The sequence below is a fragment of the Acinetobacter sp. ACNIH1 genome (assembly GCF_002934695.1).
Taxonomy (GTDB): Bacteria; Pseudomonadota; Gammaproteobacteria; order Pseudomonadales; family Moraxellaceae; genus Acinetobacter; species Acinetobacter variabilis.
Window position 1 is genome coordinate 1,021,225 of sequence record NZ_CP026420.1, and the last position, 18,878, is coordinate 1,040,102.

At 42.0% G+C, this 18,878-nt stretch carries 12 protein-coding genes and 2 pseudogenes; 10 read left to right on the plus strand and 4 right to left on the minus strand.

Features of this window, described 5'->3' with window-relative positions:
* The first annotated feature begins 20 nt into the window (after positions 1–20).
* The 8 genes and pseudogenes from C3F22_RS05085 to C3F22_RS05120 all read left to right on the plus strand — a co-directional run bounded on the left by C3F22_RS05085 (position 21) and on the right by C3F22_RS05120 (position 9,415).
* A complete protein-coding gene (locus C3F22_RS05085; RefSeq protein WP_104426984.1) occupies positions 21–1,028 on the plus strand; it encodes an AraC family transcriptional regulator in 1,008 nt (335 codons plus the stop codon).
* 83 nt (positions 1,029–1,111) lie between these two features.
* Positions 1,112–2,263, plus strand: coding sequence for a cell division protein ZapE (zapE, locus tag C3F22_RS05090; protein WP_104425963.1), 1,152 nt, complete (start codon positions 1,112–1,114; stop codon positions 2,261–2,263).
* Between the two features lie 363 nt (positions 2,264–2,626).
* Positions 2,627–4,792: a malate synthase G gene (locus C3F22_RS05095; RefSeq protein ID WP_034702314.1), complete on the plus strand. Its 2,166-nt coding sequence runs from the start codon at positions 2,627–2,629 to the stop codon at positions 4,790–4,792.
* 464 nt (positions 4,793–5,256) lie between these two features.
* Positions 5,257–5,583: pseudogene (locus C3F22_RS05100) on the plus strand (aldehyde dehydrogenase family protein); the annotation flags it as partial.
* Between the two features lie 91 nt (positions 5,584–5,674).
* On the plus strand, positions 5,675–6,694 hold the full coding sequence (istA, locus tag C3F22_RS05105) for an IS21 family transposase (RefSeq protein ID WP_104425964.1): 1,020 nt from the start codon (positions 5,675–5,677) through the stop codon (positions 6,692–6,694).
* Positions 6,694–7,467, plus strand: a complete 774-nt coding sequence (istB, locus tag C3F22_RS05110) for an IS21-like element ISAba8 family helper ATPase IstB (protein WP_075167882.1) — start codon at positions 6,694–6,696, stop codon at positions 7,465–7,467. The genes istA and istB overlap by 1 nt, the downstream gene beginning before the upstream one ends.
* Positions 7,468–7,541: 74 nt before the next feature.
* Positions 7,542–8,660 (plus strand): annotated as a pseudogene (locus C3F22_RS05115) (aldehyde dehydrogenase family protein); the annotation flags it as partial.
* Positions 8,661–8,752: 92 nt separating this feature from the next.
* Complete coding sequence (locus C3F22_RS05120; RefSeq protein WP_104425965.1) at positions 8,753–9,415, plus strand: SOS response-associated peptidase family protein; 663 nt, start codon at positions 8,753–8,755, stop codon at positions 9,413–9,415.
* 82 nt (positions 9,416–9,497) lie between these two features.
* Here the strand turns inward: C3F22_RS05120 and C3F22_RS05125 are convergent, their stop codons facing one another.
* The gene (locus C3F22_RS05125; protein ID WP_004783963.1) at positions 9,498–9,962 is read right to left on the minus strand and encodes a MarR family winged helix-turn-helix transcriptional regulator; all 465 of its coding nucleotides are present in this window, start codon (positions 9,960–9,962) and stop codon (positions 9,498–9,500) included.
* 961 nt (positions 9,963–10,923) lie between these two features.
* Between C3F22_RS05125 and C3F22_RS05130 the strand changes: the two genes are divergently transcribed.
* On the plus strand, positions 10,924–12,447 hold the full coding sequence (locus C3F22_RS05130) for a TerC family protein (protein ID WP_104425966.1): 1,524 nt from the start codon (positions 10,924–10,926) through the stop codon (positions 12,445–12,447).
* Positions 12,448–12,923: 476 nt separating this feature from the next.
* Here the strand turns inward: C3F22_RS05130 and thiM are convergent, their stop codons facing one another.
* The 3 genes from thiM to C3F22_RS05145 form a co-directional block, all read right to left on the minus strand.
* Positions 12,924–13,757, minus strand: a complete 834-nt coding sequence (thiM, locus tag C3F22_RS05135; RefSeq protein ID WP_104425967.1) for a hydroxyethylthiazole kinase — start codon at positions 13,755–13,757, stop codon at positions 12,924–12,926.
* A 39-nt stretch (positions 13,758–13,796) separates the two neighbouring features.
* A complete protein-coding gene (locus C3F22_RS05140; protein ID WP_104425968.1) occupies positions 13,797–14,957 on the minus strand; it encodes a hypothetical protein in 1,161 nt (386 codons plus the stop codon).
* Positions 14,958–15,126: 169 nt separating this feature from the next.
* Positions 15,127–15,384 carry a hypothetical protein gene (locus C3F22_RS05145; protein ID WP_004783954.1) on the minus strand — a complete coding sequence of 86 codons (258 nt, stop codon included), beginning with the start codon at positions 15,382–15,384 and terminating at the stop codon, positions 15,127–15,129.
* Positions 15,385–16,066: 682 nt separating this feature from the next.
* On the opposite strand from C3F22_RS05145, the gene pepN reads away from it, so the two are divergent.
* Positions 16,067–18,676, plus strand: a complete 2,610-nt coding sequence (pepN, locus tag C3F22_RS05150; protein ID WP_104425969.1) for an aminopeptidase N — start codon at positions 16,067–16,069, stop codon at positions 18,674–18,676.
* Positions 18,677–18,878 lie beyond the last annotated feature (202 nt).

The window sequence follows — 18,878 nt, forward strand, 5'->3', positions numbered from 1 at the left end:
CACATTGTATTTGTATGGTTATGAAACGTTCTGTTCTCAGTCTGATGTATCTGATCCAGGGCATGCGCAAGGCTGGCATAGAGGTCGATCAAAAACTGCAAAATATCGGCTTGCGTGTTGATGCGCTTGATCCGACTTCAATTATTCACCCAAGCGTGGAATATGATGTGCTCAAGGTGGTGGGTCAGGATATCCAGCCAGAACAGGGTTTATTGATCGGCCAGCATTATGCTTTGGCAGGTTATGGGCCTTTGCTGATGTTGCTGGTGACCAGTCCAACCGTACGTGATGCGATGCATCAGGTGATTCGTTTTCAGCAATTGACGCATCTTACCGGTCAGTTGGGAGTGGAGCAAAGTGAGTACCGCAGTGCGCTTTGCTATTATCCCAAGAAAACGGAAGATCATCTGGGAATGCTGGTCGCGCAAGCTGAGATTTCAGGTACTTTCAAGTTCATTCGCGATATTTACAAGATGATGGGTTTGTCCAAGCCTGACTTGCAGATTGAACTGCCTTTCGCCGCACCGGAACAACCTGCTACCCAGAAAATCTATCATGATTATTATGGAACACAGGTACAGTTGGGTGCTGCAAGAGCTGCATTCTGGTTTGATGAGGCCATTTTGGATATCCGGATTCCTTCAGCAGATGCGGAGACCTTTGCAGTCTATGAAGCAAAGTGTCTGGCTGAACTGGAACGTCTGGCGGAAGATGCTGATGTCCCGACTGTGGTACAGCGAGTACAGGATTATCTGGAGCTGCAAACCGGTTTGATGCCGAGTATGGCTGAAACGGCTCAGGCTCTGAATATTCCAGAACGTACTTTACGCCATCAATTACAGCAGTTCGATACCAGTTATAAACAGATTCGTGAAGAGATTATTAAAGATAAAGCTTTGCGACTCATTGAATATAAACAGTATTCGATTGAAATGATTGCAGAGTTATTGGGTTATTCCGAACCGGCTGCTTTTAACCATGCCTTTAAGCGCTGGTTTGGGCAAAGTCCTCGGCAATATATAAAATAGCCTAAGTTAGTTAATGCCAAAGTGTTATAGTGTGCGTTCTAAACTCCGCTATAATTAAACAGATCCTGAATAGTACGAAACCTATGTCCGATTTTAATTCACAGCACAGCACCGCTTTTAGTCCGATCTCTCCTGCAGAACGTTATGCACAGGCTTTGTCTTCAGGACAGTTTATGCCTGATGATGCACAGGCCATGGCAGTACATGAGCTAAATCGTACCTGGCTGGAATTAATTCAGCGCTTTAAAGCGTCTAAGAAAGCCTTTCGCCGTTTCCGCCGTCAGACTTCGCCGAAGGGTGTATACATGTGGGGCGGAGTAGGTCGTGGCAAGACCTGGCTAATGGATCAGTTTTATGAGTCGATTCCATTTCGCCGCAAAACCCGTATGCACTTTCACCATTTTATGCAGCATGTGCATCGTGAGTTAAACAAGCTTTCAGGTCAGCGTAATCCGCTGGATCTCGTAGCGGATCAGATTTATAAAGATGCTGTGGTGATCTGCTTTGATGAATTTTTTGTATCTAACGTGACAGATGCCATGATTCTGAGTGATCTGTTCCAGAAGCTGTTTGAACGTGGCATTACGCTAGTAGCGACTTCGAACATTGCACCGGATGGTTTATATAAAAACGGGATTCACCGTGACCGTTTTCTGCCAACCATTGAAATGGTCAAGAAAAACTGTGTCATTCTGAATGTAGATGCTGGTGTGGATTACCGTTTACGTGTCTTAAAGCAGGCGCAATTATTCAAATATCCACTAACGCATGATAATAAAAACTGGTTGGCACATCGCTATACCGCACTGACTCAAACCCAAACCTCTTCTCAAGAACCAATCATCATCAATAACCGCATTGTTGAAACTGTGGCACATACTGAAGATGTGTTGTGGTGTGAGTTCTCTGAACTATGCCTAAAACCGCGTAGTCCGGCTGACTTCATTGAAATTGCGAATATCTACAATACAGTATTGGTCAGCAATGTGCCGCATTTAACCGATTTCCTAAATGATGCCACACGCCGTTTTATTTATCTGGTCGATGAATTTTATGACCGTGGAGTCAAATTACTGCTGACTTCAGAAGATAATATTATTGATCTTTATAAGGGTGAGCGACTGGCTTTCGAAATTGAACGGACCCGTTCACGTTTGCTAGAGATGCAATCAGATGAATATCTGCATTCAGAACATCGCCAGATCGAGAAAATAGCTTCAAGTGAGCCTGAATAAATACAACAAGCGCTGGTCATGACCGGCGCTTTTTTATGCATTCCATTGCGTCAAAGATCGACAAGCTCAGCCAAACATGGCTTAATCTTGATCTAAATATGACCTTGTATAAAAAGAACGGACAACTTTTATTCAAAAATCTGAACTTAAGTCTAATTTCTACATTTCAAAAACTTTATACACTGTCATGAGGGTATTTAGCAGGATGATATTGCATCGTGTGTGACATCATTTAATAAGAATATGAGGGTATTCTTATTAGAAAAATGCTCATTATTTTGCGGTGTGATAGTACTATTCAGCTAGATTTTAATCGGTATACTAGAATCTCTTGTATAAAAAGTAGCAATATCAGGAAAGACAATGACTGCACGTATTCAAAAAGGCAAGTTAGCGATTGCTAAAGAACTTTACGATTTTATCGAAAATGAAGCACTACCAGGTTCTGGTTTGGACAGCGAAACATACTGGAAGAACTTTGAACAAGTCGTTGTTGATCTTAGCCCTAAAAACAAAGCACTTTTGGCTAAGCGTGATGATATTCAAGCTAAAATTGATGAATGGCATCGCAATAACACATTTGAATTACAAGCTTACAAAGCTTTCTTGACTGAAATTGGCTACTTATTACCAGAAGTAGAAGATTTCCAGATCAGCACTGAAAATGTAGACGAAGAGATTGCACTATTGGCTGGCCCACAGCTGGTAGTTCCAGTACGTAATGCACGTTACTGCCTGAACGCAGCGAATGCACGCTGGGGTTCTTTATACGACGCTTTATACGGCTTCGACGTGATCTCTGAAGAAGATGGTGCTGAAAAAGGTAAAGGCTATAACCCGAAACGTGGTGAGAAAGTTATCGCATTCGCGAAAAACTTCTTAAATGAAACATTCCCGCTGGCACAAGGTTCACATGCTGATGCAACCAAATATGCAGTTGAAGGTAATGCACTGGTTGTAACGCTGAAAGACGGCTCTACCACAACTGTTGCGGATAGCTCTAAATTCGTTGGTTACAATGGCGAAGCTTCTGCACCGACTGAAATTGTACTGAAAAATAACGGCCTGCATGCGATCATCCAGATTGATGCAAACAGCCCAATTGGCCAAACAGATGCTGCAGGCGTAAAAGACGTTGTGCTTGAAGCAGCTGTAACGACGATTCAGGACTTGGAAGACTCTGTTGCAGCAGTTGATGCTGAAGAAAAAGTAGAAGGCTACCGTAACTGGTTAGGCTTGATGAAAGGTACGCTTGAAGAGTCTATCGAGAAAAATGGCAAGACCATTACCCGTAAACTAAATGCTGACCGTACTTTCAAAAATGTTGAAGGCGGTGAGACCAAGGTTCATGGCCGTTCATTGATGCTGCTTCGTAACGTTGGTCACTTGATGACAAACCCGGCGATCCTTGTAGATGGCGAAGAAATTTATGAAGGCATTATGGATGCATTGGTCACTCCATTGCTTTCTGTGGCTGATATCCGTGGTGAGAACACGATCAAGAACTCACGTACCGGTTCTATGTACATCGTTAAGCCAAAAATGCACGGTCCGGAAGAAGTTGCATTTGCGGTTGAACTGTTTGAACGTGCTGAACAGGCGCTTGGCTTACCTGCTAAAACGCTGAAAATTGGTATCATGGATGAAGAGCGTCGTACTTCAGTTAACCTGAAAAACTGTATTGCTCAGGCGAAAGACCGTACCATCTTCATTAACACCGGTTTCATGGATCGTACAGGTGATGAAATCCATACCTTCATGGAAGCAGGTCCATTCGTGCGTAAGGGCGAAATCAAAGGCCAAAAATGGTTCCCAGCTTACGAAAACCGTAACGTCATGGTAGGTCTACAAACAGGTCTACGTGGTAAAGCACAGATTGGTAAAGGCATGTGGCCAAAACCAGACATGCTGTTAGACATGTACAAAACCAAGACTGAACATCCTGAAGCAGGTGCAAGCTGTGCATGGGTTCCATCTCCAACAGGTGCAGTGATTCACGCGATTCACTACCACCAAATTAACGTGGCAAACCGTCAGCAAGAATTGCTTGCAACTGAAGCGTTGCCTTTAGATGATTTGTTGACTCCACCTCTTGCAACTGATACCAATTGGTCTGAAGAAGAGAAACTGAAAGAACTGGAAAATAACTGTCAAGGTATCTTGGGTTATGTCGTTCGTTGGGTTGATCTGGGTGTAGGTTGTTCTAAAGTTCCAGACATCAATGATGTGGGCTTGATGGAAGACCGTGCAACTTTACGTATTTCTTCTCAGCATGTTGCCAACTGGTTACGTCATGGAATTGTAACGCGTGAACAGGTTGAAGAAGTAATGCAACGCATGGCGAAAATTGTGGATGAGCAAAATGCGAATGATCCACTGTACAAGCCAATGGCTGCTGATTTTGACAATAGTATTGCATTCCAGGCTGCTTCTGATCTGATCTTCAAAGGTGGTGAACAGCCATCAGGCTATACAGAGCCGCTTCTACATGCAGCTCGTTTAAAGCTTAAAGGTTATACAGGTGACTAATCCTGTAACTTGAAAAAAAGCCTCTTCGGAGGCTTTTTTATTGCTCTTAAAAAAGATCTAAGGATAAAAATGTTCTTTTGGAAGGTAAACTAACTGACTGAACACCTAAAACAGAACAATGTCACAGAAGAAAACTTTAATAATAATTATCTGTTAAACAGTAGCTTTATATCTGCCAGTCGGTATTCTTATGAGCGTTTACAGCTCCTCATGCTGGGTAGTTGTAGAACTTTGGATCATGACATTTAAGACTCAATTTAATTCTCAATTTTTAATTTCTAAGAATCGTATTTTGGCTGATGTACTGGAAGATTTAAACTGCGATAAAAGAGAATCATGCATCAGTAAGTTCCACTTACTTATAAAGCTAAAGATAAAAGCGTAACAATTCGTCGCTGTCACTTCCATCCTGAAATGGCTCTGCTAAAGTAAAAGCAAATCAATAAATTGCAGGGAAGAACAGCATGGCATATCAAAATTTGGATCAGCAGTTTATTGCGGGCCAGTGGCAACCTGGCCGTTCCCAGAAAATGATTCAGAATTTGAATCCCTACACCCAGGATACGATCTTTACTTTGCAGGCGGCCAGTACTGCAGATGTTGATGCGGCTTATGTGGCAGCTGATAAAGCCTTTCAGCAGAGTGCTATTAAATCAGTAGAGTTAAGACGGCAAATCCTGCAAAAACTACAACATGTGATTCAGGTACGCCAAGATGAAATTATTGACTGGTTAATTCTTGAGTCTGGAAGTACCCGTTTTAAAGCGGGTCTGGAAGTTGGCGCTGCTTTATCCTGTTAGCGGCAGTGTAAAAATGACCCCCTAACGGCATTTAAAAACTGACCCCCTTGGTTAATATAGCGGTCATTTTGGACTGCTCAACATGTTAACTTTGGAGCAAGCAGTGACAATCCAAATACTTCATCAGCAAGGTAAATCCATTAAAGCCATTAGTCGTGAACTGGGGGTGTCCCGAAATACCGTACGTAAATATTTACGGCAGAAGGAAACACCTCAGTATCGGCGTACACAACCTAGAACAAGTATTCTTGATCCATATAAACCCTATTTACTCAAACGTGTAAACGCAGCTCATCCTGAATGGATTCCTGCTGTTGTGCTCTACCAGGAAATTTTAAGGTTGGGATATCCAGGAAAGATCAGGATCTTGAGGGAATATCTCGCAACATTAAAACCAGTTGCTAAACCGGAACCGATCATTCGTTTTGAAACCCAACCTGGCCAACAAATGCAGGTGGATTTCACCACGATTCGACGCAACAACACGACTTTGAAAGCCTTTGTCGCAACATTAGGGTATTCCAGAGCGACTTTCGTGAAATTTTATGATCATGAACGTACCGATGCATGGATCGATGGTCTAGAAAATGCATTTCAGTTCTTTGCAGGAGTACCTCAAGAAATCCTGTTTGATAACGCTAAAACGATCATGATTGAACGGGATGCCTATCAGGAGGGGCAGCATAAATGGAACCCCAAACTGCTCGACTGCGCCAAGAAATACAGCTTTCGTCCTCGCGTATGTAAGCCCTACCGTGCACAGACCAAAGGCAAAGTTGAACGCTTTAATGGATACCTCAAATCAAGCTTTATTGTGCCATTGAAAGCAAGCCTGAAGACTTCGGGTTTACTGTTAAATGTTGATGTCGCCAATGCCCACATTGGCCGGTGGCTGCATGAAACCGCCAATCAGCGGATTCATGCCACCACGCAAGAAAAACCGGCTGTTCGACTGCAACAGGAGCAGCAAAAATTTACGCCATTACCGCAATCAGATACAGGTTCTGGCACTGTACCTGTTGCAGCAGCACAGCATGTCATGCCCTACGAGAGTTTGCAGCATCCCTTATCGGTATATGATCAGTTGCTAGGAGTTTCCTGATGAATCTGCAATACGACCGTATAGAGCAGCTTTGCCAAAAGCTCAATCTGCCTGCCATCGCATCACAATGGTCACATCATGCACAACAAACATTAGGTCAGGATGGAAGTTATGCCGACTTTGTTGAAGCAATCTTGACGCATGAATATGCTGCCAGGCAACAGCGCAGTCAGCAGGTACTGATGAAACTCTCAGGCCTGCCTCAAGTCAAAACCCTGGAAGACTATGATTTTAATTATGCCCTAGGGGCCCCTAAATCACAGGTGATTGAACTGTTCAATCTGAGCTTTATTGCTAGAGCAGAAAATGTGGTGTTTCTGGGGGCTAGCGGAGTAGGAAAAACGCACTTATCTATGGCATTAGGCTATAAGGCCATCATGAACAACATTAAGATCAAGTTCATTACCGCAGCGGATTTAATGCTGCAACTGAGTACAGCCTATCAGCAAGGTAAATTGAAAACCTATATGCAGCGTGCGGTACTGGGACCAAAGTTACTGATTATCGATGAAATTGGTTATTTACCATTTGGACGTGAAGAAGCGAATCTGTTCTTTAACGTGATTGCCAAGCGTTATGAAAAAGGCAGTACGATATTGACGAGTAACTTACCCTTTAGCCAATGGTCTAAGTCATTTGCGGATGATGTCACGTTGACCGCTGCGATGTTAGATCGGCTATTACATCACTGTCATGTGGTACAAATATCGGGTGAGAGTTATCGTTTGAAGGGTAAAAAAAGAATTGGGATTCAGCCCCAGGTTGAAACTTAATACGAGATCAAAGGGGTCAATTTTACTTTGCCATTTGTAAGGTAAAAGGGGTCAATTTTAGAATGCCGTTGACATTATCCATTATTCAGGAAAGTCAGAAATTTCCTGAGCAGATCAAGACTGAACAGCTGGAGAGCAAAGATCCCCAACGTAAAAGTCTGGTACTGCGTAAACCCTTGGGTGTGATTGGTGTCATTAGCCCATGGAATTTTCCATTTCATTTATCCATGCGTTCGGTAGCAACAGCGATTGCCTGTGGAAATAGTGTGGTACTCAAGCCAGCAAGTGATACGCCAGTGACAGGTGGAACCTTATTAGGAAAACTGTTTGAAGAAGCTGGCTTACCTGCAGGTGTGCTCAATGTGGTATCAGGTGCAGGCAGTGAAATCGGTGACTATTTTGTCGAACATCCGATTCCAAAAATGATCTCATTCACGGGCTCTACTGAAGTCGGACAGAATGTAGGAAGCAAAGCCTTAGCCAGCCCTCGAATTAAACGTCTGGCGCTAGAACTGGGCGGAAATGCGCCACTGGTGATTCTGGATGATGCTGATCTTGATCTGGCAGTAGAACTGACAATCATGGGGCGCTTTATGCATCAGGGACAAATCTGTATGAGCACGAATCGGGTCATTGTTGATGCATCCATCCATGATGCCTATGTGGAAAAGCTTTTAGAGCGAGTGAAAACTGTTGCTGTGGGTGATCCAAATCTGGAAGAGACCATCATTGGGCCGATCATCAATCAGAGTCAGGTCAAAAAACATCAGCAGATTATTCAAAGTGCAAAAGAGCAGGGTGCAGAGCTGGTATATGAAGGGGGTATAGAAGGTAATCTGGTTTATCCACATATCTTTACTGGGGTAGCACCTGAATCTCCACTGGCTCAGGAAGAAAGTTTTGGACCAATTCTACCGATACTGAAAGCTCGTGATGAAGCACATGCTTTAAAGCTGGCCAATGATACCCGTTTTGGCTTATCCAGTGCAGTTTGCACCTCGAATATTGAACGTGGTATTCATTTTACGGAGCAGCTGGATATCGGTATGACCCATATCAATGGTATTAGTGTGGCAGATCAGGCTAATGCACCGTTTGGTGGAGAGAAAAACTCTGGACTTGGGCGTTTTAATGGACGCTGGATTTTTGAGGAATTCACCCGTACTCACTGGCTGACTGTACCCAGTGAATAATATTACATGATAGAAACTTGTTCATAATCCATACAGGTTTAAGCTTGGCATCAAGCTATAATCAGAACATCAAGTGATCTGTCTGATTAAGCATGTGTGCCAACTTTAAGCCTTTAACTTCACAGCAAATACATGATCTGGGCTTACCGGAAATTCCCTTTGAATATCCGGAAGAAGTCTATCCGAATTATGCTACACCCTTGTTATTTCAATCTGATCAAGGTCTGGAATGGCGTTCGGTTAATTTTGGCTTCATTCCCAAATGGGCAGAGGATAAAACGATTGGGACAAAAACCTACAATGCCAGAAATGAAACTTTGCTGCAAAAACCAACCTTTGCAGAAGCGACAGCCAAATGCAAGTTTGGGGTGATTCCCGTCTCGGAATTTTATGAGTCAAAGTATTTTGATAATAAACCACAGCGCTGGGGTGTCAGGCGTAAAGATGGAAAAGCGACCTTTATTGCGGCACTGTATGAAATTGCTCGGGTGCAGGATGAAATCGTACGTTCGGCTAGTATGATTACGATGGATGCAATAGACCATCCCATGATGAAAGAGTTTCATGAGCCGGGGAATATTAAACGTTCAGTTATTGTGATTCCGCACGAACGTTTACATGAATGGCTGAATCTCACGCAACCGGATATTCGCAGCTTTGTACAGGGATTTCCAGTAGAGGAGTTCGAATGTTCACATGTACCAAAAGAAAGAATCAAAAAAGCCAGTCCACAGCTGAACTTTTTTGAATCCTAAAACCTAGAAAGCAATGGCGGATCGTTAATTATTATAAAAGGTGTTATTGATCTCGCCAGCTAAATTCAAAATTGAAAAATACTTAACGAGCCAAATTTTTAAAGATATGGCGTAAGCTTTCCATGGTTTTTTCAATTTGTAATGGGGTTAGCCCTTCAAATGACTGTTCCAGTACAACATTGGTCAGGTCATTAATTTTATGTGTCATTTCCATTCCTTTTTCAGTCAGCGCGACACGGGTAATACGAGCATCGTCTTCACAGGAATAGGTTTCAACCAGACCTTCATCTTTTAAGCGATAAACGATCTTGGTGGTTGTCGACATTTTAGATACGACCATTTCTGACAGGTCAGAAACGCTGGCATGTGGTTTGGCTTTAAGAGCAAGCAAGATACGGCGACGTGAATTATCGACACCATACTTTTTAAGTGCATGATCTACATTTAGGACATATTGGGCATGAACTTGAGTCACCCAGTAGTATGGGAAGTTTTCTAAATTAAAGTCTTCTGCACAAGGTAAAAATTTTGCATATTTTTTAGTCATGAAATGTTCCTTTTATTTATTTTTCTAGGGCACTGACATTTTATGTAAAAGTTTATACATGTTTCAACCTTTATTTTTAAAATGTTAACGAGATTGCATTTGTTAGATCTTCTTAACACCAAAAAAATCAGGTGATTTAAGTGTTGTAGATCAATCGGGGCAAATTGTAACTGTCTTTATCCAGATGAATGGCATTGATATGACATACAAATCTTAAGACTCCAGATTAAATTTAGAGTCTGAATAAGAACTAGATTGGCAAACCATATGGATAAATGGCCGACCTGCGCATATATTACTTTTGGTGAGTATGCGGAAATACAATTCAAAATCGATACTGTTTAAATGAATGCTCTGATACATTTTTTAATCTGTAGCACGACGCAGATTCGGATTTCTCAAATCTGATCGAAAGCTAGAGCGAGTACATTTAAGTTGGTCACCCATCTAATAAAATCGTTTTGGATGAGAAACTTATGCATCTTTTTGATCCCACGACTAACTATTTATAACGTGTATGAACTATTTTAATAAAAAATCCATATTTAAAATATGTCTTTAGATAAGTGGATTTAATGGACTTAGTCGGATAGTGGATGATTCAATATTTTATGATGCATGATTAGATATGAATATTAAGAGAAACAGTAATTTATATCTCAGGCTTCTATCAGATAGATTTAATGCGCTTAGGGTCAAAAAGAAGCCTAAATTTTCTTTAATTTGTAATGAGTTATGTAGAACATAACAGATTCAGGCCAATGATTTGAAAATTAAAAGATTTTAGAATGAGGAGAGGCAAAGCGGTGCAACAGTTTTTTATAAATTTTATTGTTCAAAAATCATAAGTTTATGCATAATAGATACATCTTAAGTCGAAAAGGTTAAATTAAATGGATCCCTCGCCGTGCGTTGATCTTCCATATTCGTTGCTTACATACTCAAACGGGATGGTGTTCTAATGGAATTTTTATTAGATCCCGGAATTTGGGTTGGTTTAATTACTCTTATTATTCTCGAAATCGTTTTAGGTATTGATAACCTAGTCTTTATTGCCATTCTGGCTGAGAAACTTCCTCCTGAACAGCGTGATAAGGCCCGTGTGATTGGTCTATCCTTGGCCTTGCTGATGCGTTTAGGTCTGTTGTTCGCGATCTCCTGGTTAGTCACCTTGACTCAACCGCTTATTCAATTATTTAACTGGACCTTCTCCGGACGGGATTTGATTCTGCTCTTTGGTGGTTTATTCCTGCTCTATAAAGCTGTTACCGAACTTCATGAAAAAATTGAAGGTAAGCCTGAAATACAGGTTACCACCAAGGTGGCATATGCGGGCTTCACCGCAGTCGTGGCCCAGATTGTCATTTTGGATGCCGTATTTTCACTGGACTCGGTGATTACCGCCGTAGGCATGGTCGATAATATCTATGTCATGATGGCGGCGATGATTATCGCGATGGCCGTGATGTTATTGGCGTCTAAACCATTGACTAACTTTGTGAATCGTCATCCTACGGTCGTGATTCTGTGTTTGAGCTTCCTGTTACTGATCGGAATCAGTCTCATGGCAGAAGGTTTCGGTTTCCATATTCCGAAAGGTTACATCTATTCCGGTATTGGCGTTGCAATTGCAGTTGAAGCCTTTAACCAGTTTAGTCAGCGCAATGCTGCGAAGCATGAGGCCAAGATTCCGCTGCGTCACCGTACCGCTAACAGTATTCTCCAACTGATGGGCGCTAAGCTTGAAACCACCAGTACTACTCAGCATGAAGCACAGGAAACCTTTGCGGATGAAGAACGCTATATGATTGGCGGAGTATTGACCTTGGCAGAGCGTTCTGTAGCATCGATCATGACCCCACGAAGCCAGATTTCCTGGGTCGATCTGGAAGATAGTCCGGAACAGATCCGTGAAAAAATCCTGTCTGTACCCCACAGCCTGTTTCCGGTTTGTCGGGGCAGTCTGGATAAGGTGATTACCATCGTTCGTGCCAAAGAACTGTTAGATGTGCTGGATGAACCGGAAGAATTAAAAGCTTTGATCAAGCGTCATCGCCCTATCTATATCTTTGAAAGAATGAAGGTGATTGACGCGATTAATACCTTACGTACCTCAAAAGGCTCTCTGGTGCTGGTGAGCGATGAATTTGGTCATGTACAAGGTCTGATTTCACCGCTAGATGTGTTTGAGGCAATTGCCGGTGAATTCCCGGATGCCGATGAGCAGCTGGATCTGGTCAAAGTTGATGATACACACTGGATTGCATCTGGTATGCTGGATTTGTACCAGTTAGAACTTGAGCTCGGTATGCTGGATCTGATTGATGAAGATGCAGGCTATATCAGTGTTGCTGGTCTGATTCTGGATAAAACCAATAGTGTGGTCGAGGTAGGCACTGAACTGAACTACCAAGGTGTTCAATTCCAGGTAATGGAAATCGAAAATAACCGGATTAAGTCGGTGAGTATCCATTATCAGGGTTAATCGCCTGTCTTGATTATTTTTTGAGTCAGTCGCTTAAGGGCAACTGACTTTTTTATTGAATATTATTTATGACTTAGATATTAATGCTCACCTAAGCTTATTCTTCAGGCCAAATGGAGTATTGAATATTTCAGAAGCCAAGAATGCGTAATAGGTTTTACTGGTTTAGAAGTAAGAAATCTTAATGAAGTATCAAATTCCAGACATGCTTTATTTAGAATTATTAAACAAATTTAAATAAAGTTTAAAAATAAGTGTAAATTTGACTAAGTGGTAAAATATATATTTCACGTAATTTTGAAAGATATTAGATAAATTCGAGATACAAAAGCTCATCCAAAACTTACACAATCCTCAGCTTGAGCGCTTGAAAAATTATTTTTGCCAGATTAGGGCTGACTTTAATTATCTAAAAAATAAGTTGAATAGTGTAATAGGGTGTTCCATGTGTTCATTATAAAACACCCGACTGATGCTTAGTCTGCCAAAATCCGAAAGTCTGCATATTGACGGATCGTTTCTATATTCAATTGATGGATCTCATCGATAAATGCAGCATTAAAATGACCTAAGGTCGGTGCTTTGGCAAAAGCCAATTGACCGGCAATTGCAAAATGTACATGAGCAGAGAGTGCTGCGATCGGAGGAGAACTTACTGCACTATACGCTGCAATCAGTGCGCCTAGGGCACATCCAGTTGCTGTGACGCGCGGCTGTAAATATGAGCCGCCTAAAACCTGAATCACCGGATAATCTCTGGAAATGATGTAATCAGACTCACCTGAAATAGCAATACATTCACATTGTTTCAGTAAGGACTGCGCCTGTAGATAAACTTCCGAGCTATCGACAGTGCTATTGACGCCTTTGGACTCAATATTTTTCCCTGCCAAAGCACCAATTTCTGAAGCATTTCCCCGTAAAATTGTGGGTTGATAGGTCATGAGCTGATCCACAACACCTGAACGCCAATGCAGTACATTTCCATAACCAACAGGATCTAGTACCCATGACTTTTGAATGCTGTGTGCTGTTTTCGCAGCAATCTGCATTGCCTCGACCTGTTCAGTAGTCGGCGTTCCCAAATTTAAACTGAGTGCCCCGGCAATTTTGACAAAACCCTCTGCTTCAAAAGGATTATCAATCATGGCGGGCGAAGCATTCGCAGCCAGCAAGATATTGGCCACATAGTTGCTGGCCACCGCATTGGTCATCACATGCACCAAGGGTTGCTGCTCTTGAAGCAATGACCAGGCTTCACAGATCTGATCGAGAAAAGTATTTTGTAATTGTTGCACGGAAGTATTCATCATCCTGATCTTTGAAATATGAATAGGGCTGCTAAATGCTTAGCGGGTAAAATAATGGTCTTGATGTTTGCAGTTACGGCATAACAGGCTGACATAATCGCTAGCATCATATTCAACAGTAAGCTCTTGTGAGCCGCAATGCATACAGCGTTTTTGTGAATAAAATTTCAGGCGTGGTTCAATCTTCTGCCATGAACGCCAGATCGGCTGGAAGAAAATATTTTCATCATAACCCAGGAAACGAAAAAACAGGATGCTGCTCATTTTGCTCAAAGGCAATTGCGGTGGGCGAGGTAGAATTGAGGTTTCCCATTTTTCATTCACTGAACGTTCCCGATATTGCTGTAGGGTCTTTTTCAGTAAATTGGTATTAATGAAATTTTCATTTCGTGGTTTTAAAGCTTTCTGCTGATACAGATATTCGAGGGCCGATTGCACGAGATAATAAATCTGTCCCACAGCCAAAACATCGAGCAGGCGATAGCAGAAAGCCTGAAAACTTTGATTGCCCGCAATCTGGATACCCCAGCTACGGCAATAGAACTGAGCGAATTGAATGACTTCCTGATACAGCAGACAATACAGTGCATCTTTGACTTCATCCGCACTTTTAAAAGGTACGCCTTTGCTCAGATTTTCATAGAACCAGTAACGCAATTGCTGGGTAATACTAAACAGGCTTGGCTCAGAATAGCCATCCAGACGTACATTAATATAGTACTGCTGATTCTCTTGTTGAATATCTCTAGGAACTAGAATCTGGTCTTTCAGCAGATTTTTGACCAGACCATGCTGATACAGGTAATTCGGGCTGATGGAATAATATTTAATGGCATGCCAGTCAATATATTCCTGATGCTGGCTATGTTCCAGAACCTGTTCATCCAGAATCGAGAGCAGAAACAGTTTATTAATAAAGCTGAGCTGATTGAGCTCATATTCATGCCGATCCTGTTTTTTATGAAATTTCCGGTTTTCCTGTAAACGGACTTCTTTCAGCATACGTTTACGCTGAGCCAGACACTGATCGCAATAACAGTTATGTTTCTGGTCGGTATAGAGCTGATGCTGGCAGTGGCTGCATTCATGATAAGTAATGTCCTGATCATACTGTTCTGCCTCGATCCAGTACATGGAGGCCTTACATAACGGGCACTGCGTACTTTCATCAAGCTGTTTTTGCAGAACGTTGAATACCATGATTGCGCACAACTCCAGAATGAAGAGAAACTGCGATTATACACAGCTCATCAAAGTCACGCGTCATTTGACAATATTTTTAATAAAGCAGATTTCAGAAGAAGAGAGCCTTTAAACGAACAGAGCTACCGAAAGTAGCCCTGTATTCAAGAAAACTGGATCATCGTTTTTAAACGGGGCAGGGTAATGTTTCGTCTTCCTCTCCCTGATGTTTCGCTTGAATCAACGCCTGCACTTTTTTGGATGGAACCTTTTTGGCACCGAGTGCATCATAAGTATTCAGAATCGCACTGACCTCATGCGCCTGTAGCTGAACGCCTTCAGAACTCATAAACAGGGCAATGACTTTATGATCAATATTGGCCTGATCCAGAACCTGAAGTGTTTTAAGATTTTCAATCCGTACCACATGCTGTTTTAAATACATAGCTCACCTCAATTTCTTTGTTGTCGTTATTCTTGGAGTCTTTGCGCTTGGAGAAAACACACTTAAACTGTAGCAAAAACTATGCTCATTTTTTAATCAATATTTCGGAATTGCTATTAATCATAAATTATATATTTTAAAATCAAGCACATAAGAAAATGTAAAAAAATATGATATTAGCCGAAAACTTGGCATATATCTTTCTTTGAATCCTGCCATTGCTGTTGGGTGATGCAAAATGCATTCAAACTGGTGCATGTCATTTGTGCATTTAAAATGAAATTTGGAACGCAGATTAACCAGAACTTAATCTTTTAGAAGTCAGGTTTTGCAGCGCCCAGCATCTAAATTAGATATAAGGTTGTCCTGAACCCAGGCAGTAATTTTTCATATTGGAATAATACTTTGCATGTGCAGGAATCATGCATAGAGGAATCATACAGTGCAGATGAAAGCTTTTTTTATTTTATCTTTAAGTTGTTTTAGAGATGGGGATTTTAGATATCGGGCAAATATAAGGCGATTATCGTATATTTTGATGTAGCTCAATTGAAAAGATCAGTAATTATTCCCATATACAATACAAATGAAACGCACAGACAGGTTCAAGATCAAGGCGTATGATCAATGCATTGACAATCTTTTGCCTTAGAAGCTGTGCAATAAAGGATCAGGACATTATATGAATATCGCGGCGAATCCGGTGATCGAAGCAGATCAAACCATTTATTTAAAAGACTATCAAAAACCTTCTTTTGTTGTAGATTCAATCGACCTGAATATTCAAGTCTATGACGATCATACGCTGGTCAGCAGCAAACTGGAGATGCAGCGCCAAACAGCAGATGATCTGGTATTGCTTGGCCGTGACCTGGAACTGCAATCGATCCAGTTAAATGGTCAGCCACTAAATGCATCAGATTATATTTTGGATGCTGAGCAACTGGTGATTAGCAATGCTCCAGATCAGGCGACTATTGAAACAGTGGTCAAGATTCATCCAGAAAGCAATACCATGCTGGAAGGTCTGTATCAGGCCAGTTCAGATTTATTCGTAACTCAGAACGAACCGGAAGGTTTCCGTAAAATTACGTTCTATCCAGACCGCCCAGATGTATTGTCTGTATTTACCACTCGTGTCGAAGCTGACAAAAAGTATCCGGTTCTACTGGCTAACGGTAACCTGATCGAAACCGGCGAAGTGGATGAAAACCGTCACTATGCACTTTGGCAAGATCCAACCAAAAAGCCGAGCTATTTATTTGCCTGCGTAATCGGTGATCTGGCAGTGATGAAAGACCGCTATACCACATCAGAAGGTCGTGATGTGGCACTAGAAATCTATGCTGAAGAAAAAGACATTCCAAAATGCAAAATCGCGATGGAAGCGTTGAAACATTCCATGCGTTGGGATGAAGAGCATTATGGTCTGCCATACGACCTTGATAATTATATGATCGTAGCTACCAGCGCATTTAACATGGGTGCGATGGAAAACAAAGGTCTGAATATCTTCAATACCTCATGTGTATTGGCTGATGAAGAATATACAACTGATGCTGCCATCATGCGTGTGCAATCAGTGATTGCCCATGAATATTTCCATAACTGGACGGGTAACCGGATTACCTGCCGTGACTGGTTCCAGCTGTGTCTGAAAGAAGGTTTGACCGTATTCCGTGATCAGTCTTTCTCGGAAGATCTACAATCTGCTGCCGTACAGCGTATTGATGATGTTGCAGTCCTGAAAGCGCATCAGTTCCCGGAAGATTCTGGCCCTTTATCGCATCCACCGCGTCCGGATCATTTTGTAGAAATTAATAACTTCTATACGGCGACCGTGTATGAAAAAGGTGCAGAAATTAACCGTATGATGGCGACTTTGCTCGGTAAAGAAAAATTCCGTCAAGGTACAGATGAGTATTTCCGCCGTCATGATGGTCAGGCCGTAACGGTTGAAGACTGGGTGGCTGCCTTGACTGCCGGTTCAGGGGTAGATTTATCGAACTTCCTGACTTGGTATAACCAGCCAGGTACACCGAAACTGGTCGCAAAAGGTGAGTATGATGCAGATGCACAAACTTATCGTCTTAGCTTTAAGCAAAGCCTGAAAGCTCATCCGAAATATCCGAATCTGAAAGCTGTTCCGATTCCAGTGGCTTTGGCCTTGTTTGATGCGAATACCGGTGAGCAGCTGAGCCTGAACTCTGATGCCTTATTTGAAAATGGCGTCAAAGATGGGGTATATCTGTTTGATCAAGATGAAGCGACCATCGAGTTTAGCGGTATAACCAGCAAGCCGATTGTTTCTTTACTGCGTAACTTCTCTGCACCCGTTGATCTTCATTTTGATTACTCTGAACAAGAACTGGCGTTCCTGTTGCAATATGAAACCAATGGTTTTAACCAGTGGCAAGCGACCCAGACTTTATTAGAACGCATTCTGCTGGATGATCAACCTTCTGAAATCTATATCGAGGCGATGCTGAATACCTTGCCTGATCTGATTCAGAAAGATCCGCTATTGGCTTCCCGTCTGTTTGATGTACCGGCTGAAGGTTACCTGGGTAGCCGGATTGATACAGACTACAATCCGGCCATGATCCAAGAAAAACGTGATGCCTTGCTGCATAAATTGGCACGTGCTTTTGGAGCAACAGCTAAAGAAATCTATCTGAGTCTGGATCCTGAACTGCAGTCAGATTTTTCTCAGGCGATGGGTGTGCGTGCACTGAAAAATATCATGCTAATGCTGATTGCACGTCAAGGTGATGAAAGTGCATTTGAACTGGCAGGGCAGCAATACCAAAACACAGGCAATATGTCTGAACGTTTGGGTGCCTTGCGTGTTCTGGTATGGAATGATGCGCCTCAAGCCAAAGCATTCCTGGATGATTTCTATAACCGCTTTAAAGATGAAGCACTGGCACTGGATCAATGGTTCATGCTGCAAGCAGCTCATCCAAAAGCGACTGCAGAAACAATTAAAGCACTCACTGAGCATGCGGATTATGACTTGAAAGTACCAAACCGTATCCGTGCGGTGAGTGGCGGTTTGAATGCCAATCCGGTCAATACCTGGAGCTTTGGTGTACAGCATTATATCGAGCTGGCGAAATATCTGGATCAGAAAAACCCGATTGTCGGTTCACGTCTGCTTCAGGTGCTTTCACGCTGGTATACACTGATTGAACCACAACGCAGTGAAGTCAAAGCACAACTTGAAGCTTTAAAACCACAGGTGAAATCGAAAAATGTCTCTGAGACATTGAACAGCATGTTAAGCGTATAAGATCATTATGTAAAAAGCCGGATCATCTGATCCGGCTTTTTATTATTTACTTATTTTAAATGGTGAATTTAAGCGCATTTAAAACACTGTAATGTGAAATCAGTCACATAAAAGGTTTACAGTAAGAGGCTAGACAGGAAAGTAAAACTATACTTTTCTATTAAACATGAAGAAATCTTCAAATTGATATACTAGAGGTCTT

Bases quoted from the DNA above. Each gene is read 5' to 3' on its own strand.
- C3F22_RS05145 (WP_004783954.1), bottom strand. From the start codon at position 15,384: ATGTATTTAAAACAGCATGTGGTACGGATTGAAAATCTTAAAACACTT.
- istA (WP_104425964.1), top strand. From the start codon at position 5,675: ATGTTAACTTTGGAGCAAGCAGTGACAATCCAAATACTTCATCAGCAA.
- zapE (WP_104425963.1), top strand. From the start codon at position 1,112: ATGTCCGATTTTAATTCACAGCACAGCACCGCTTTTAGTCCGATCTCT.
- C3F22_RS05125 (WP_004783963.1), bottom strand. From the start codon at position 9,962: ATGACTAAAAAATATGCAAAATTTTTACCTTGTGCAGAAGACTTTAAT.
- pepN (WP_104425969.1), top strand. From the start codon at position 16,067: ATGAATATCGCGGCGAATCCGGTGATCGAAGCAGATCAAACCATTTAT.
- thiM (WP_104425967.1), bottom strand. From the start codon at position 13,757: ATGAATACTTCCGTGCAACAATTACAAAATACTTTTCTCGATCAGATC.
- C3F22_RS05140 (WP_104425968.1), bottom strand. From the start codon at position 14,957: ATGGTATTCAACGTTCTGCAAAAACAGCTTGATGAAAGTACGCAGTGC.
- C3F22_RS05130 (WP_104425966.1), top strand. From the start codon at position 10,924: ATGGAATTTTTATTAGATCCCGGAATTTGGGTTGGTTTAATTACTCTT.
- istB (WP_075167882.1), top strand. From the start codon at position 6,694: ATGAATCTGCAATACGACCGTATAGAGCAGCTTTGCCAAAAGCTCAAT.
- C3F22_RS05120 (WP_104425965.1), top strand. From the start codon at position 8,753: ATGTGTGCCAACTTTAAGCCTTTAACTTCACAGCAAATACATGATCTG.
- C3F22_RS05095 (WP_034702314.1), top strand. From the start codon at position 2,627: ATGACTGCACGTATTCAAAAAGGCAAGTTAGCGATTGCTAAAGAACTT.
- C3F22_RS05085 (WP_104426984.1), top strand. From the start codon at position 21: ATGAAACGTTCTGTTCTCAGTCTGATGTATCTGATCCAGGGCATGCGC.